Origin of the sequence: Acidaminococcus intestini DSM 21505, assembly GCF_000425045.1 — a bacterium.
GTDB classification, from domain to species: Bacteria; Bacillota; Negativicutes; order Acidaminococcales; family Acidaminococcaceae; genus Acidaminococcus; species Acidaminococcus intestini.
The window spans coordinates 29,835-46,635 of record NZ_AULA01000011.1; the positions used below are offsets into that span (position 1 = coordinate 29,835).

11 protein-coding genes and 1 tRNA gene are annotated in these 16,801 nt (G+C 51.9%); 6 read left to right on the plus strand and 6 right to left on the minus strand.

What is annotated here, in order from left to right; genetic code table 11:
* Positions 1 to 587: 587 nt before the first annotated feature.
* The 6 genes from H503_RS0104960 to ilvD all read right to left on the minus strand — a co-directional run bounded on the left by H503_RS0104960 (position 588) and on the right by ilvD (position 9,339).
* On the minus strand, positions 588 to 1,565 hold the full coding sequence (locus H503_RS0104960) for an MBL fold metallo-hydrolase (RefSeq protein ID WP_009015158.1): 978 nt from the start codon (positions 1,563 to 1,565) through the stop codon (positions 588 to 590).
* 14 nt (positions 1,566 to 1,579) lie between these two features.
* On the minus strand, positions 1,580 to 2,116 hold the full coding sequence (locus tag H503_RS0104965) for a DUF805 domain-containing protein (RefSeq protein WP_014129104.1): 537 nt from the start codon (positions 2,114 to 2,116) through the stop codon (positions 1,580 to 1,582).
* Positions 2,117 to 2,907: 791 nt separating this feature from the next.
* Entirely contained in the window at positions 2,908 to 3,555 is a 648-nt protein-coding gene (gene pcp / locus H503_RS0104975) for a pyroglutamyl-peptidase I (RefSeq protein WP_009015160.1), read from the minus strand.
* Between the two features lie 302 nt (positions 3,556 to 3,857).
* Positions 3,858 to 5,600, minus strand: a complete 1,743-nt coding sequence (locus tag H503_RS0104980; protein WP_014129102.1) for a [FeFe] hydrogenase, group A — start codon at positions 5,598 to 5,600, stop codon at positions 3,858 to 3,860.
* The gene (locus H503_RS0104985; protein WP_009015162.1) at positions 5,594 to 7,429 is read right to left on the minus strand and encodes an NAD(P)-binding protein; all 1,836 of its coding nucleotides are present in this window, start codon (positions 7,427 to 7,429) and stop codon (positions 5,594 to 5,596) included. Before H503_RS0104985 ends, H503_RS0104980 begins: the two co-directional genes overlap by 7 nt.
* Before the next feature lie 266 nt (positions 7,430 to 7,695).
* The gene (gene ilvD / locus H503_RS0104990; RefSeq protein ID WP_026385503.1) at positions 7,696 to 9,339 is read right to left on the minus strand and encodes a dihydroxy-acid dehydratase; all 1,644 of its coding nucleotides are present in this window, start codon (positions 9,337 to 9,339) and stop codon (positions 7,696 to 7,698) included.
* Positions 9,340 to 9,475: 136 nt separating this feature from the next.
* Between ilvD and H503_RS0104995 the strand changes: the two genes are divergently transcribed.
* The 6 genes from H503_RS0104995 (at position 9,476) to H503_RS0105025 (ending at position 16,719) form a co-directional block, all read left to right on the plus strand.
* Positions 9,476 to 10,435: a LysR family transcriptional regulator gene (locus H503_RS0104995; protein ID WP_014129100.1), complete on the plus strand. Its 960-nt coding sequence runs from the start codon at positions 9,476 to 9,478 to the stop codon at positions 10,433 to 10,435.
* A 106-nt stretch (positions 10,436 to 10,541) separates the two neighbouring features.
* Entirely contained in the window at positions 10,542 to 10,967 is a 426-nt protein-coding gene (locus H503_RS0105000; RefSeq protein ID WP_009015165.1) for an RrF2 family transcriptional regulator, read from the plus strand.
* 1,487 nt (positions 10,968 to 12,454) lie between these two features.
* Positions 12,455 to 12,530: transfer RNA gene (locus tag H503_RS0105010), tRNA-Ala, on the plus strand.
* A 60-nt stretch (positions 12,531 to 12,590) separates the two neighbouring features.
* On the plus strand, positions 12,591 to 13,550 hold the full coding sequence (locus tag H503_RS0105015) for a phosphatase domain-containing putative toxin (protein WP_016459913.1): 960 nt from the start codon (positions 12,591 to 12,593) through the stop codon (positions 13,548 to 13,550).
* A gap of 211 nt (positions 13,551 to 13,761) precedes the next feature.
* A complete protein-coding gene (locus H503_RS0105020; protein WP_009015167.1) occupies positions 13,762 to 15,111 on the plus strand; it encodes a Sapep family Mn(2+)-dependent dipeptidase in 1,350 nt (449 codons plus the stop codon).
* A 48-nt stretch (positions 15,112 to 15,159) separates the two neighbouring features.
* Positions 15,160 to 16,719: a YfcC family protein gene (locus H503_RS0105025; RefSeq protein WP_009015168.1), complete on the plus strand. Its 1,560-nt coding sequence runs from the start codon at positions 15,160 to 15,162 to the stop codon at positions 16,717 to 16,719.
* Positions 16,720 to 16,801 lie beyond the last annotated feature (82 nt).

A 16,801-nucleotide genomic window follows, 5' to 3' on the forward strand; every position in this document is an offset into this window, starting at 1 on the left:
GCTTGAGAAATGATTCTTTTGAGAGCAAGGAAGGCATGGCGATTCGCAAGAGATTACGTACCACAATTTCATGTTAAAGTCGCCCGAAAAAATGGAGCCCTTGGGCGAGCCACTTCTTGGAATTTTTTCGGTTTTTTAGAGGAAACATGATTCGCCTGAAGCTCATATCGGCCCATCTGCGTTGTCAAAAAGACGCAGACTTCCTAGCAGCACAAAAATGCGTGTGCGGCTTCGTCAGCCTGCAGCTTTTTTCCTAGCATCTGAACCAATCTGAGCCCCATTTGAATCATGTAAATAGAAGAAAGACCAGAACGCCGGCACCAAACTGCTCCTCCTCATCCACCATCCACGCTCGCAAGCAAGCCTTTTCGGTGGATACCCCCGCTTTGGTAAGGCGGAACGGCATTCGCCGTTTCCAAGGCGAAAACACGAAGGGAAAAACACAGAGGCAAAAGATTGAAACGCAAAAGATTGTAAGGCAAAAATCGTAAGAAAAGCCCAAAACCAAATTCAGACGCAGGTTTGGTTTTGGGCTCTTGGTTTTTATTTAGCTTTTGTAAGAGGATAATCCTTGGGTTGGCTGATCGTTACACGGCTCGATATCGATTCTTCCCCTTCACCGTTTCACGAACCACCTTCCCCCGCAGGCGAAGGTAGTCCAGGTGGGCGACAGTTTCGCCGACGGCAAAGAATTTTTGGGCGAGGGGAAATTCTTCCCAGTTGCGGGATCGGATCTTCCACTGCATGCGGCCTGCAATTTCATAAGGCGTCAGCCCCGGCTTTTCGGTTACGATACGGAGCGCTTCGGCAATGCGGCGCTCATGGTGTTCCCGAAGGGCTTTTACGCGTTCTTTTATGGTGCCCATGACGCGGCGATGGCTTGGAAAGGGATGGGGCGCTTCAAGGTTCTCCACTTTTCCCAAACTCTCGAGATAGGCACCTAAGGAGTCCGCCACATTTTCCCAGTCGCAAATATTAGGGGAAATGGTAAAGAGGATGTGGTCTCCGGAAAAAAGCCAGCCTTCCGTCGGCGCGTAAAGGCAGAAATGTCCTGGTGTATGGCCTGGCGTCCAAATCGCCTCAAGGTCCACACCGCCATAATGCAGTTTGTCGCCGTCTTCAAGATATGTGTAGCCGTCAAAGGGTTCCGGTCCTTTCGTTTGGGCAGGATTGACGCGGCGCAGTCCATCTGTTTCTTCTTTCGTAAAGCCATTTTGGACGCATTTTTCGTAGCGCTTGTCCCAGAAGGCCGGATCCTTGAGATTGCGCATGATAGTGCCGTCCATGCGACTGATGTAAATCTTGCAGCCCTCACGGTGCAGGAACGTCGACTGACCCGTATGGTCATTGTGGACGTGGGTCAAAAAGATATCCGTCCGCGTAAGGTCCACGCCGATAGCGTCCAGTTCTTCCACCATGGCCTTTCGACATGTTTCTTCATTGAACCCCGTATCGATGAGAAGGTTGCGCTCTCCTGTAATGAGGTAGCTATTGAGAGCCTTAAGGGGGTTCCCCACGAGAGGGATTTCCAGGCGCCACAGGTTGTTAGCAAGTTGTTCTGCCATGAGAGGGTCCTCCCTTAGTTCATGAGGGGATCCGGGCCAAAGCGGTTGTCGCCAGCCGTTCCCTTTTTGCAAAAGAGCAGGAAAAGAAAGTACAGATTGATGAATGGAATCATGAGCAGGAAAAGGCTCCCCCACGACCGGTCAAGGTCATGGAAGCGCCGCAGGGCAAGGCCCAGCTGAAGGACTGACAAAAAGGCGTCGATGATCCGGGCTGCAAGTTCGCCCATGGTAAAGGAAAAACCTGCATCCATGACGGCCATGTGAAGCAGCTCTTCACTGCTTGGATTGTCTGGCTGGAATAGCCTAAAGAAAAAGGCCAAAAGGACCTGAAGGCCTGCCAGGATGAGGGTACGTTGAAAATAGCGTTTTCTGTTGAGGCGTCCCCGAAAACCTAGGAACTTATCCTGAAGCGCGGCATCATGCCACGGTTCGTATTGGGGGCCTGCCGCAAAAGGCGTCTTTGCTTCCTCGGTCGATGCACCGCAGGCGTCACAAAATTTAGCACCGTCGGGCAGGAGATGCCCGCAGTGTTTGCAGAATTGAGTCATCATTGCTCCTTTGGGCCTTATTGGCCTCACCCCCGTGTGCCTTTCAGCATCTTTTGGGGAATATCCTAGAAAAAGAATCATTTTGTAAATCATACCCGAAACGGGGACTTTATGCAAGCAAAGAAGGCGTCAAGGAAAACTCCTTGAACGCCCTCGTACAAAAGCTTACAAATTCGATTCCGTGAGGAAAAGCAAGGTCGCTGTCATTGGTAAAAGCGGGCTTTGTGCCATGAGCCTCGCCGATGCCGAAAGGCGACCAATGAAGCGATCCTCATCGTGACGTGTCACGGCATGTTGTACAACTGGTCCATGTTGCTGCGGAAAGGGCACTCCGTCAAGAGATAAGGCCTCACACGCAGCGGGACTTCCCAAAAGCAGGGCCCCTGCTGAAAATACTGTCAGTACCACCTGTTTCGTCTTATTTCCCATCATCATCAACTCCCGACCTATCCTTGCTACCGATGTGGTTCATCGTCTGCTTTTCTATGGGGACTTGACCCCGTGCTACAAGATTAATGTAACATTTTAAGATGATAAAAACAAGTGGAATAGCCTTTTTGTAATAATTTTTAATCAATGGGATAAAATCAAGAAATTTTAGTGATAGGCGGGAGGCTGTCAAGCAATCTATTGGGGAAGGCCCGAATGGCTGTTTCGAGCAAAAAATCAGAGCGGAAAAGACCGTAACGCTGGATCCAAACTGCCCTATGGGAGGGGCAAATGGTCACTGCTATTTGTAAGGAAACGGTGCTGCCTATTATTTAGTCAGCGCAATTTGTGCACCGAATAAATAATCAACACTCCACTCCATCTGTCATTCTCTCATCGACTCCTATTTCTACGCTTGCCTTAATGGCAAGGGTTAACCCTTCCACAATCATCTCTAGACTCATACTGGGTTCGTTTTTTAGGCGGGCGGCCTGCTTCGGAAGGTACGGCACATGGATAAAGCCGCCGCGGCGCCCTTTGCCTTCTTTTTTCATGAAATCCATGAGCCCATAAAAGACATGGTTACAGACAAAGGTTCCAGCCGAGTTTGATACCTGAGCAGGGATTCCCGCTGCCATAAGCCGCATTACGATGCGCTTGATGGGAAGAGTTGAAAAATAAGCTGCCGGGCCGTCCGGCACAATCATTTCGTCAATGGGCTGGTTGCCTTTATTGTCCGGAATGCGGAAGTCGTCGCAATTGATGGCAACTCGTTCAGGGGTAATGGCCATACGTCCCCCCGCCTGTCCAACGGCGATCATGAGCTGGGGATCAAACCGCTCGATGCCGCGCTTGATGGCCGAAAGCGCCTCATAACGGACTGTAGGGATCATAAGGGCATGCACGGGATGCTGTCTGTCAATCACTTTTCCATCAAGGCGTTTTACGGCTTCCCAAGCTGGGTTGATGGGTTCGCCGTCAAAAGGATCGAAGCCGGTCACTAAAATCTCCATAGTTTCTCCTTCCAATGCTAAGATGCGTAAAAAACTTATTTTATGGCTGATAACGTCTACTGTGCCAATCATATCTATAACGTGAACAAAATTTGCAAAAGCAAATCCGGTTCAGATGGGTCCAATTGCGAGGAGCTTCCGCCTCCACTGACGACGCAAGTCAGTTGTCTAGTGCAGTTATTTATAGTCTTCGTGGTTTCCCATTTACCTTTCGGCATGCCTCCATTGCATCCACAAAACACGGAAGTAAGCAATGGAAGCATGCTCTTGGGGAGATTGGCGTGATTCTTGCTTCGACCCGATTAATAACACTCCGTCACTTCCCACGCCCCCTGATCGGTATGGAGCAGTTCCTCTGCTTTTTCACTGAGGGGGCTGCCGAGAAATTCCGCATAGAGGGCTTCGATTTGAGGATTGCGATGACTGAGGCGCAGGGCCATTTTTTGGTCAAGGGCATAGAGACTTTGACCGCGCGCTTCGGCTCGCTCTTCATCATCGATGGAAATCGGCTGGCCACCACCGCCGCTGCAGCCGCCGGGGCAGGCCATCACTTCCACGAAGTCATAATGGACTTTTCCTGCTTTGATGGCTTCCAACAGGTGCCGCGCGTTGCCAAGACCGCTTACAACAGCGCAGTGCACGTCGGCACCGCCCAAGGTGTAGGTCCTTTCCCTGAGGGCCGGACCGGTGCGGATGTCGGCAAACAGGTCCGGATCGGGATCTTTTCCTGTGACTTCATAATAGGCTGTCCGCAGGGCTGCTTCCATGACGCCGCCTGTCACACCGAAGATGGTGCCAGCCCCTGTATGGGTTCCCATGGGATCATCGAGGGGTTCTTCCTTGAGCAGGTGGGGATAGATACGATCCGCGTTCAGCATACGGATAAATTCCCGTGTCGTAAGGACGCAGTCCACGTCCTTACCATGCTGGGTCTGCATCGTGGGAAGGTCGCATTCTGCTTTTTTGGCAAGGCAGGGCATGATGGAAACGAGAAAGAGTTTTTCCGGCTCCGTTCCCAGTTTTTTTGCAAGCCAGGTCTTTGCGATGGCGCCAAACATCTGCTGCGGGGACTTGGAGGTTGACAGGCGGTCTGTCAGTTCCGGGAACTTTCCTTTGAGAAAGCGCACCCAGCCGGGGCAGCAGCTTGTAAATAGGGGGAATTTCTTTGTCTTACCGTTCTTAAATTTCTCGAGAAATTCGTTGGCTTCTTCCATGATGGTAAGGTCGGCCCCAAAGCACGTATCATAAACATAGCGAAAGCCCATACGGCGCAGGGCAGCGGCCAGTTTTCCCATCGGTGCTTCCTGGGGGGAAACTCCGTAGGCTTCACATAGGGCTGTGCGGACCGCCGGCGCGATTTGGACAATGGGAATGAGCTCAGGATTGGCAAGGGCACTGTAGACTTTATCCGTGTCATCCCGTTCCCGAAGGCCTGCCGTAGGGCAGTGGGTGATGCACTGCCCGCAGAGGGTGCAGTCCGAGTCCTTGATGACGCGGTTATGGGATACATCGACCGTGGTCCTTGATCCGGTGCCATCAACGTCCCAAATATGGACGGTCTGCATCTTGTCACAGACCTGGATGCAGCGCATACATTTGATGCATTTTTGATAATCTCGGTAGAGAGGGTAGGTTGTGGTCCAGGCTCCTCGCGCGCCTTTAGGCAGTTCCCGTTCGTAGGGAAGGGAAATGATGCCAAGGGAGTTTGCCAGACGCTGGAGCTGGCAGCTGCCGCTTCTTACACAGGTGGCGCACAGACAGTCATGCTGGCTTAAGATGAGCTCCACATTGATGCGGCGTGTTTCCCGGGCCCGCGGCGAATTGGTATGGACGACCATGCCCTCGACAACAGAACTGTTGCAGGCCGTAACCATAGCCGTTTCCCCTTCTACTTCAACGGAACAGACGCGGCAGGCGGCAATTTCGTTGAGCTCCTTGAGGTAGCACAGATGGGGGATGATGATTCCTGCTGATTTGGCTGCTTCAAGGATGGTCGTTCCTTCCGCAACGCGGACGGTTTGATTGTCAATGGTGAGTGTTACCATTCGGTTTGTCTCCCTCCTTTGAAGCTGCCAAAGCCAAAGTGATCACAGCGCAGGCAGCGGCTTGCTTCCTGACGGGCTTCTTCGGCCGTCATACCTTCTACAGGCAGGCTGAAGTCACCGGAACAGTCAGGTCTTCCGTGATACTTGAGATTGATGCGTCCGCAGGGCGGCGTGTTTGTAAAGTGGGCCGGCGGAATCTCGATATCGACCGAAATCTTGTGGTCAAAGCCGAGAAATGCGTCGATATTGGCTGCCGCGACTTTTCCCGCGGCAATGGCTCGGATGACCGTAGCCGGTCCAGAAACAGCGTCGCCGCCGGCAAAGATATTATTGAGGCCTGGTACGGCGCTTGACCGTTCGGCCTTGATGGCACCGTGATCTGTTGCCACGCCAATTTGTTCAAAGGGTTTTGTGACGATGGACTGACCAATGGCAACGATGACGTAGTCGCAGGGAATGCGCGTGAGGTCCGTCGCCGCGTTTCCCGGACGGGGCCGGCCATCGTGACCGTATTTCCCGATGATCTGGGGACGGGTCCATAGGGCTGCCACTTTGCCATCCCCATCCTTTTCGATGTGGTCAGGCGCTTCAAGGGGACGGATTTCACAGCCTTCTGCCATGGCAGCACTGATTTCTTCGGGTAAGGCCGTCATATCTTCGACACGGCGCCGGTAGAGGCAAATGACGCTTGCCGCACCAAGGCGTTTGGCCGTTCTTGTCGCATCCATGGAGACATTGCCGCCGCCGATGACGCAGATGCGTTTATCCGTAAAGTCAGGAATGATGTTTTCTCCAATGCCGCGCAGCATGGAGACGGCACTGATCACATTTTTGGCATCTTCTCCTTCGATGCGCAGCTTTTTGTCGCTGTGGGCACCGATGGCAATGTAAACAGCATCATAATCTTTCTGGATATTTTCGATCCCGACATCCTTTCCAATGGAGATGCCTGTATGGACATCGATACCCGTCCAAAGGATATGACTGATGTCACGGTCAAGGATTTCCGGCGGCAGGCGGTAATCAGGAATGCCATAGCGGAGCATCCCGCCTAGCTGGGGCCGCTGCTCAAAAATGGTACAGGAATGTCCCATGAGGGATAGGTAGTAGGCTGCCGTAAGGCCGCCAGGACCGCCGCCGATGATGGCAACTGTACGTCCCGTCGGTTTGGCACTTTTGGGCGGTGCCGCGGGTTTTGAATGGTCAATGGCAAAGCGCTTCAACCCGCAGATATTGACGGCATCGTCAACCATGCGGCGCCGGCAGTGGATTTCACAGGGGTGTTCGCAGACATAGCCGCAGACACCGGGAAAGGGATTGTCCTTACGAATGAGGGCGACAGCCTCGTCATAGCGCTTTTCCCGGATAAGGGCAATATAGCCCGGGACATCCACATGGGCTGGGCAGACCGAGACGCAGGGAACCGGATGGGTGAGTCCCGTAATGCAGCGGCCGCGGAGAATGTGCTCCTCGTAGTCGTCACGGAAGCCTTTGACTCCTTTAAGGACCATGACGGCAGCCTCGTAGCCAATGGCACAGTCCGCCGAGTCTGCAATGACTTTTGCCGTCCGCTCGATGCGGTCAATGGTTTCAAGTGTGGCCGTGCGGTTCATGACGGATTCAATCAGCGTTGCCAGCTGGCCCAGTCCAATGCGGCAAGGTACGCATTTCCCGCAGGTCTGGGCATGGCAGAGCCGCAGGAAACTGAGCGACATATCAATGGGACACAGACCGGGCGAACTGGCGCTGATGCGCCGCTCTATATCCCGGTAGAGCCCGCGCAGGACCACTTCGGCACTGGACGGGGTCTCAATGGACAGTCTTGTCATAGGATAAACCTCCCTTTTGAGGGGCACGGGGCACCTCCTCATGGATGCATGCAGGGCCTTTTTCCCTCTCTTTGAAAAAAGACAATAAATAATCCGATAATTCGCAAAATAGTACAGCCCCATTATACACCAAAAACGAGAAACCGTTGTATATAAAATCTGGATAGACGATAGAAGCTGTCGAATCTTGTATAGAAAAATGCACAAGGCACTTCAGAAAAAGTACCTTGTGCAGGAAGTGTGGACAAACTCCCCAAGTCTGTCCGTCAGTAAAGCCACAGGGCTCCATTTTCCGCTCCGCTGACAATGCCGCGGTAGCGCTTCATAACGCCAAAAGCAGGGTGATTGGGCTTTTGGATTTCCTTTTTGCGCCGCTGGAGTTCTTCATCTGAGATTTCCACTTCGAGAAGATGCTGGTTGAGGTCGATGTGGATCATATCCCCGTTTTTGACGCAGGCAATGGGCCCGTCATCCCAGGCTTCAGGTGAAATGTGCCCGACGCAGGGACCGCGGGAGGCACCGGAAAAACGGCCGTCCGTGATCATGGCGACAGATTTTTGAAGGCCCATGCCGATGAGCATAGCCGCGGGAATGCTCATTTCCCGCATGCCTGGTCCGCCTTTGGGCCCTTCATAACGGATGACGAGTACGGACCCCGGTTTGATGTCCTTATGGAGAAAGGTTTCCATCACTTCTTCTTCGGAATCAAAAACGACGGCAGGACCGCGGTGAACGAACATGGCGGGGTCGACGCCGCTTTTCTTGACTACGGCACCCTTTGGGGCCAGGTTCCCGTAAAGCACGCTGTAGCAGCCCTTTTCAAATAGGGGATCTGTCAGATCGTGAATCACGTTCCGGTCAATGGGTCCTGTAAAGGCATCAAGGGCCTCGCCTAAGGTGCCGCCCATGGCAAGAGGCACATCCTTGTGAAGGAAGGGTGCGATGGTCTTGAGCGTTCCTAGGGATCCACCGGCTTTGCCGTAGTCAACCATATTGTATTGGGAGGCCGGTTTAAATTTCGCGATGACCGGGACCTGTTCCTGGATCTTATCGAATTCTTCCAAGGTAAGGGGAACCTCGGAGACGGAGGCAATGGCCATGATGTGGAGGGCAAAGTTGCTGGAACCGCCCGTTGCCGACGTGTGGAGGATACCGTTTTCAAGGGTTTTTTTGGTAAGGAAAGCGCGGGCTGTGATTTTTTCCCGCGTGAGAGTGACAATCCGTTCTCCCACATCACGGGCCTGTTTTACCTTCTGGGAGACGCAAAAGGGCATTGTCGCCGACCCAAAGGGGGCAAGACCAATAGCTTCCGTAAAGACGGCCATGGTATTTGCCGTGCCGTACATGGAGCAGGTACCGCAGGATGCACAGATATTCTGGCGGAAACGGGAGAAAGTCGTTTCATCGATTTTCCCGGCCCTGTAGGCTCCAATTGACTCCTTGAGGTCCGGTGTAGCATAGGTGATGCCATTTTCCTCATAAGGGAGCATGGATCCTGGAGTCAAAAAGAGGCTCGGCAGGTCAAGGGAAGCGGCTGCCATGAGCATTGCAGGGACAATCTTATCACAGGCACACAAAAAGACGAGACCATCAAAATTGTGGGCCCGTACCATGGTTTCGATGGAGCCCGCAATGAGGTCGCGCGAAGCCAGTACATACTGCATACCCCTTAGCTGGGCCATGCCGTCGCAGGGAGCGGGGACCGTAAATTCAGCCGGCGCACCGCCAGCGGCCCAAACGCCTTCTTTAACATATTGGGCCAGCTCCTTTAAGGGTTTGTGCCCGGGATTGACATCGTTCCAGGAATTGACAATGCCGATGATGGGCTTTTTAAGGTCCTTGTCGCGATAGCCCGCGGCGTTCATGAGACCGATATAATAGGCTTCCGCATTGGGATCGATGAGAGTCATAACTGGTTCCTCCTTGTGGTACGGGATTGATTATCTTTAGTGTAGCCGAAAACGGAGCTTACGTAAAACAGAAGGTTCCTACATAGACCACAGGGTAAAACCTGTGATAAAATAAAAAAGGAAAGGGGGGAGGTCCATGCAAACTTCCTATGAAATGTTCCTCCTTGCTGCAAAGACGCTCAATTTTACCAAGGCGGCCAGCCTTGCCCACATTACGCAGCAAAGTTTCAGTGAACATATCAAAAAGCTTGAAAAAGAAGTTGGAACCGTGCTTTTTACGCGGTCTCCCCGCGTTGCACTCACCGAATCGGGCCGCATTTTTTACGAAACCGTACGGCAAATGGATCTTATCGAACGCCGCTGCCTGGTGCACTTAAAGGAGCGGGAAGCCGGAACGCGGGGACATGTGCGTCTTGGCACCAATGCGGCACGGGCCAAATGTTTTCTCCCCGATCTTTTGGAGCGATATCATAAGGCCTATCCCGCCGTTACGGTGGAGACCGTGCTCGGGGATACCAGGGAGCTGGAACCCCTTCTTGAGGAGGGACGCCTTGACGTGCTGCTTGGTGTGGACTGTACGGAGTCGGCGCTGTTTCACCGCATCCCCGTCGGGACGGAGGCACTTTACCTTGTCGGAAATCGAGAGTATGTAAAAGGACATCTCAAAAAAGGACGGGCAGTCACGCTTCAACCGGGGAGTGTGGTGAGTCTTCACGATTTTGAGAATCTCACGATCCTTGGAAAAGAAAAGCGAAGCACTGTTTATTCCCGGGTTACGGAGGTCCTTAAACGGGAAGGCCTCTTTACGGCCCCACTTTTTTCCATCAGTGATGATGAGACCCAATTTGAATTGGCACGGCGTAAATTAGGGGTGACCTTTTGTTCACAGCTGCATTTGACTTCCCTTTTTGACGCAAAGGAAGCCCCCCTTACGCCGCTTTCCGTAAAGGAAATCACGGATACGCTCCGGACGGACCTTGTAACGGCTAAGGCTCCTTACGAGGCTCCTTATCTGACGGCCTTTTTGGAGGAAAGCCGCCGTGTCCTACAGGAAAAATATGCGGAAATCCGGAAATTCATGGCAAAAAAGGGCTGAATTTCTGACAGTTTTAATTCCTATCAAACAGTATGGATTTTTTTTGAAATTTATAGTAAAATGGTATGGCAAGAGTCAGAAAGAATGCTTTTGGAGGAACCACGTCATGAAGATCTCAACAAAAGGTCGGTATGCCCTGCGTCTCATGCTGGATCTTGCCATGAATGGCAAGGAAAACTTTGTTCCCATCCGCAGTGTATCCGAACGACAGGAAATCTCCGAGAAATATTTGGAGCAAATCATTACTGCCCTCTCCAGAGCCAAACTGGTCAAGAGCGCTCGCGGCGCCCAAGGCGGCTATAAGCTTGTCAAGGCACCGGAAGAATATACGACGGGAGAGATCCTGCGCGCTGTCGAAGGATCCCTTGCCCCTGTGGCCTGTCTGGAACCGGGCCATACAGTCTGTGCCCGCGCCAAAAAATGTATTACCCTGAATTTGTATAAGGAAATCCAGGAAGCCGTGGATTCTGTCGTAGATCGTACGACGCTGGCGGACCTGGTGGCCCAGCAGGAGGCGCAGGATAAAGCGTAACTGTTTTTGGCCAGCCCAAAAATCAGGCTGATTTGATGAAGTTACATGGCCCCATTGCTTTCGTTGAAATATATGGAAGCAATGGGGCCATGTCGATTCGTAGGAGGGTCCGTCTCACGTTTGGGGATCCCTTACGCCTGGGCGCTCCCCCTCCTAACCACGTGTCGTCACCTTCCGCGCCCAGCTCATCAAAGCGGAAGCTTTTTGCAATCTTCGGCCCATATGGGCTCAGCTGCTTTGTCGCCCACACTCCCAACCTCCTAGACGTACCGGCCTCTGGCCGCAAGAAAACTCACGCGTCGTCGATTCGGAGAACTTTCGCGCAACAGCTCCCGCGTCGCTGCGCTAGCTGGTTGCTGGCGTCTCAGGTCCGTCGTCGTCGGTGGAAGCGGGGCTCCTCGCAATTGGACCCGTCTGAGCCAAATTCGCAAAAAGCAAATGAAAGAAAAGCCCGTAAGGCAAAAGAGAGTAACGCGCGGCCACAAAGCGTCCCGACCGGAGGGGGCCGAATCAATTTTTCGATAACACGGTCCTGCAACCGGCTATGGAGCAAGAGCTCCATACGCAGCGGTTTTGGCCCATCGAAAAATGCTCCTCGCTAGCCGTTCGTAAGGAAACGTCGGCCACAAACCGGCCTCCTCATCCTCCACCTAACAAGCCTGCTTGTTACAATCCTGCTAAGAAAGATTGTTTGCAACATCGTCATACACGAAAACGTATCCGTTACTTTTGCATCCGCCGGATTCTAATTAGGCGGATGTAAGGGATAAAAGGGCTCTGCGCTCCCTGGATAAGCGCCTGTCACGATCTCTCGCTTCGCTTTTTCAAAGGCGCCAAGGAAGCTTGCGAATCGATCGGCGATGCGCTTACCGCCCTGGCGGGGCGGAACGGCTTTCGCCGTCTCCAAGGCAAAAAGACCGTGACGTGAGCCCTAAATAGAACGTAGATACGAGTTCGGTTCTGGGCTTTTTGTAGGTTGAATCCGTTAGCGTAGTTAGTCTGATATGGGGGAATATTTATCCGATGGGATCTTTATCCATTCTATCCATATGATTATGATTACAATGAAATTAAGAAACGATTTCCTTCGTTTAAGCACTGCCCGCCTTTGTGTTTTGCCTCTGAGCTCGACTCGTAGAGTCGAGCCGCCCCACCAGGGCGGGGAACCAAAAGCCGCATGTTGCCTCATTAAAATGAGGCAAGCGTGCCCTTTTGGTGGTGGATGAGGAGCGTAGCGACGTTTCCTTACGAGCGAAAGTCCGAAAAACATGTTTAAGGACGGATTTAATTCGTCGCCCAGTCCGAAGGACACGGTTTGGCGCCGACGTTATGGCCTTTTCTCCATTTTCCTTTTTCGAATAGGGCTCCAGATTGGCCCCGATGCTGGGAAAAACGCGAAGCAGGCTGACGACGTCGTATAATATTGTCATCCAACCCTCTATTTTCTCTTGCGTGAATTTAGGGAAAGGGCTATAATACTAACTATTGGGGCATTAGCTCAGCTGGGAGAGCGCAAGGTTCGCAATCTTGAGGTCAGGGGTTCGATCCCCCTATGCTCCACCAATTTGGAAGATTCCCCAACTCGTGTTACGGGTTGGGGGTTTGTTTTTTATAGGAGGAAAGATGCTGAAAAAGGTTCCCTTTTTACTGATGCTAAGCGCTTCCTTGATTGCTTTTTCAGCGCCTCTTCCTTGCGTCAGAGCAAAGGAGGCCCCTAAAAGCGTGCCCCTTGAGGCGCCTTTTTCCTACGAAGGCGCGCTGTGGCGTCTTGACGCAGAAAATGCACCTGGACTTCCGCGCAATTATAGGACCTGTGATGATGCTTATCGGGCAATCCCTCCTCGCTACGCAAAGGAAGCTTCTTCCCGTATTCCCAGCTGCAAAGGACTGTCTGAGCTTCATATCTCAGGATCCAGCCAGTACTCTGAAAAAGGACTCGATGCAATCCTTGCAGATCTTCGAAATAGAACCCAAGGACCTATTGTCCTTGTTGACCTGCGACAGGAGAGCCATGGCTTTGTGAATGGAATGCCCGTAAGCTGGTATGGGAAACGGAATTGGGCCAACAGGGAAAAGGGACACTTTGCTGTACTTGCTGATGAAGCGCAGCGTATCCACGCCCTTCAGGGACAGGACGTGACCCTTGTGCGTCTCAAAACGGATAAAAGGTCTGCTTCAACCATGACCGTGGAGGCGGGTCAGGTGCTTACGGAAGCAGAACTTGCTGCTCAAAAAGGGGTGATGTATGTCCGCTTTACAGCAACAGACCATCTGTGGCCTGATGCAGGGGAAATTGAGCGGTTCCGCCGTTTCGTAAAGACTTTGCCTAAGGACGCCTGGCTTCATTTTCACTGTGTTGCCGGTGAGGGACGAACAACGGCCTTCATGACCATGTATGATATGCTGAAAAATCCCGATGTCCCCTATGAGGATATTGTCCTGCGCCAGCTGCGGATTGGCGGCGTCTATACGCCTTTTCTCGGAAAGGGCCTTTCAACGTGGAAAAAGCCCTATTACAGGGCAAAGAAGAGGGGGCTTGAAGCGTTTTATCGAAAGCTTCATAAGACGCAGGTAACCGATTGAGATATTTCATAATCCAGAGGGGAGGGACGCTGGACTGCATGAACCGCGTACTCCCCTAGGAAGGGTTTCCTTTTACGCAGGAAACCCTTTTTTGTCGCTCTATGGACGCCCTTACCCTATGATATAATCGTGGTGAAAGATTATTTTATCAATTGTTTGCTGAATTTTTCGACGAAACAGGACTTTCCTGAAAAAAGGAGGAACCAGAATCATGACACCGGACGAAAAAGCGCACTATTATGGGCGCATGGAAAAAAACTTTCCCCAGTTTCTAAAGGCTATGGAGCGGCTTGTGGCGGTCCCGAGCTATCTTAAGGAAGACGATGACTATCCCCATGTGCCGGCCATCAAGAAGGTTCTTGATGAAACCATGGCCCTTATGAAGGACCTGGGGTATCGTACGTATGCCGATCCAGACGGTTACTATGGATGGGCGGAAATTGGTGAAGGCGATACCCTGATCGGTGTTTTAGGGCATCTTGACGTGGTCCCGCCAGGGCTCATCGATGATTGGAAGAGTGATCCCTTTACAGTGAACTACCGCGACGGTAAGGCCTATGGCCGCGGCGTTCAGGATGATAAAGGCCCAACCTTGACTGCTGTCTATGCCGTTAAAGCTCTTCTTGACGAAGGATTTACCCCCAATTACCGTCTGCGCTTTATTTTTGGCACCGATGAAGAAAACCTCTGGCGCGGCATCAAGGTCTATATGGAAAAAGAGGAAAAACCGGATTTTGGTTTTACGCCTGATTCCATTTTCCCCCTTATCCATGCTGAAAAAGGGGTCCTTGAATATACGCTCCATGCGTCGAACGAAAGTGGTCTCACCTTTAAGGCCGGTGATGCCTATAACGTCGTTCCCAGCTATGTCAAGGCTCCTAAATCGCAGGCCCTCATAGAGGCTCTGAAGAATCTTCATTATGAATACCGCGATGAAGGGGAGACCGTGGGCATTCTTGGTAAAGGGATGCATGCCCAGTTTGCTGAAAAGGGTGTCAATGCCATCCATCGCTATCTGCTTGCCCTTGAGGCCATGGGATACCCGACGAAGGCGGCCCGTTTTGTGAAGGATAATCTGGAGGGGCATCTTTTTGCAGAACCTATTTTTGGTGATGTCAAGGATGACGCATCCGGTGAGCTCAAATTCAACCTCGGTAAGATTGAACTTACGGAAAAAGAAGAAATCCTGTCCATCGATATGCGCCTTCCCGTGACCTATCCAAAGGAAAAGGCGGTTGAAGCCATTACGCAAAAAGCGGCTGAATACGGCTTTACCTATCATGAATTTGACTGGTTGAAACCGGTCTATCTGCCCCTTGATTCGCCTATCATCAAAAAGCTCATGGATAGCTATGTTGAAGCGACGGGTGATACGGAGCATAAACCCCTTTCCAGCGGCGGCGCCACCTATGCCCGTGCCATGGATAACTGTGTGGCCTACGGCATCATCCTTCCCGGCGTTGAAAAAAGTGAACACATGCCAAATGAAAATATGGTTGTTGATGATTATAAAACGGCGATGAAAATCTACATCCACACTTTTGTGAATTTCAACCGCTGATGCCTCCTCTTGCTTCCTGTTTCCGTACAAATAGAAAGAAGGGTCCTTATGTCAGACGTACAAGCAAAGAAAAAGAAACAAATGCTGAGCTCTTATTCCATTGTATTTTTAGTCCTGATCGTTGTCGCTATCCTGACTTGGTTTGTCCCTCAATCCGTTGTCATTAAAAATAACGGGACAAAGGAAATCATTTACAACGCCATTATGGTCGAAGGCAAAGTCGTGACCGGACAGGGCCTGCAGCCCATGGGCCTGTGGGACATCCTCATGGCGCCGATCCGGGGCTTTGTCAAGGCCGCTCCTGTTGGCTTTGCCATCCTTATGGCTGGAAGCTTCCTGCACCTCATGAACCATGTCGGAGCCATGAATTCGGCCATTGGCTGGCTCCTCAAACGGTTTACGGGAAAGGCCCTGATCATCGTTCTCATGTTTGTTTCTGCCTTATTTGGCGCGGTCTATGGACTGTGGGAAGAAATCCCGGCTTATTCCATGGTCGTCGTTCCCCTTTTTGTACTTGCCGGGTATGACGTCATTACTGGGATCGGTGTCCTTTTTGTCGGGGCTACGGCGGGCAATATGGCAAGTATTGTCAACCCCTTTTCCTTGGGGGCTGCCGTAGGGGCCATTGGAACCGATGGACTGTCCATGGGCAGCGGCATGCTGCTGCGTATTGTCATTTTCTTCGTCCTTTATGTTGTGGGGCTCGTCTATATGCTCCACTATGCCGACACGGTCAAAAGGGATCCAACAAGATCCATCGTCCACGGTCTTGATATCAAGACCCTTGTTGATGAAGATCACAAAATGGAAGAATTTACGAGCCGCAAAGCTTGGTCCATCACCCTGCTGGTGGTCATTATCCTGGCCCTTGTCTGCGGGTACATGCCTTGGGACGCCATCAAGTTTGCTGACGGCAGCACCATGAAGGACGTGGTGAATCTGCCTTTCCGCAGCTTGGCCAAGGTCCCTATCCTGGGTGAACTGTTTGGCGCGGGTCATTATACGGAATTTGGCGATTGGTACTTTGATGAATTTGCCTTTGTCTTCCTTGTTGGTGCCTTGCTCTTGGGGCCCATCAACAAGATTCCTGAACCGGAATTTGTTCGCGAATTTGTTGCCGGTGCCCGTGAAATGCTGGGCGTTGTTCTCGTCCTCACCGTGGCAAACGGGATTTCTGTCATCATGGGCAGCAAAACGGCCGGTATGAGCGTAACGTTCGTGTACTGGATCCAGAATGCCCTTCAAGGTGTTCCCGGCTGGGCTTTTGCCATTGCAGCCGCCCTTGCTTATGTGGGCATTGGGTTCTTTATGCAGTCGACAAGCGGTGTTGCCGGCATTACTATGCCGATTCTTGGGGCCGTAGCCTATGCACTTTTCCAAAGTGCTCCCATTGGTTCCATTGGTGGCCAGGTCATGCTGATTGCTGCTTTTACGATTGGTCTTAACTTTACGAGTGCAATCTATCCCAGTGCGACCAATATGGGGACCCTTGAAATCTATCAGATTCCCTATGATCGGTATCTGTCCTTTATGCTGAAAATTGATATGGTTATGCTTATTGTCGGTATCGCGATTGTGTCCGTGGCACCGATGCTGGGCATCTTGTAAGTCATTTTTTGGCGCTGCGGAAGCTGCGCCGCAATTAGGTGAAGGTGAGCCCCTTGCTCTTTGGGAAAAGTGGGGCTCATTT

Excerpts from the sequence above, each read along its gene's own strand:
- H503_RS0104980 (WP_014129102.1), bottom strand. The coding sequence starts at position 5,600 with ATGGTAACACTCACCATTGACAATCAAACCGTCCGCGTTGCGGAAGGA.
- H503_RS0104965 (WP_014129104.1), bottom strand. The coding sequence starts at position 2,116 with ATGATGACTCAATTCTGCAAACACTGCGGGCATCTCCTGCCCGACGGT.
- H503_RS0105015 (WP_016459913.1), top strand. The coding sequence starts at position 12,591 with ATGCTGAAAAAGGTTCCCTTTTTACTGATGCTAAGCGCTTCCTTGATT.
- pcp (WP_009015160.1), bottom strand. The coding sequence starts at position 3,555 with ATGGAGATTTTAGTGACCGGCTTCGATCCTTTTGACGGCGAACCCATC.
- H503_RS0104995 (WP_014129100.1), top strand. The coding sequence starts at position 9,476 with ATGCAAACTTCCTATGAAATGTTCCTCCTTGCTGCAAAGACGCTCAAT.
- H503_RS0105000 (WP_009015165.1), top strand. The coding sequence starts at position 10,542 with ATGAAGATCTCAACAAAAGGTCGGTATGCCCTGCGTCTCATGCTGGAT.
- H503_RS0105020 (WP_009015167.1), top strand. The coding sequence starts at position 13,762 with ATGACACCGGACGAAAAAGCGCACTATTATGGGCGCATGGAAAAAAAC.
- H503_RS0104985 (WP_009015162.1), bottom strand. The coding sequence starts at position 7,429 with ATGACAAGACTGTCCATTGAGACCCCGTCCAGTGCCGAAGTGGTCCTG.
- H503_RS0105025 (WP_009015168.1), top strand. The coding sequence starts at position 15,160 with ATGTCAGACGTACAAGCAAAGAAAAAGAAACAAATGCTGAGCTCTTAT.
- H503_RS0104960 (WP_009015158.1), bottom strand. The coding sequence starts at position 1,565 with ATGGCAGAACAACTTGCTAACAACCTGTGGCGCCTGGAAATCCCTCTC.
- ilvD (WP_026385503.1), bottom strand. The coding sequence starts at position 9,339 with ATGACTCTCATCGATCCCAATGCGGAAGCCTATTATATCGGTCTCATG.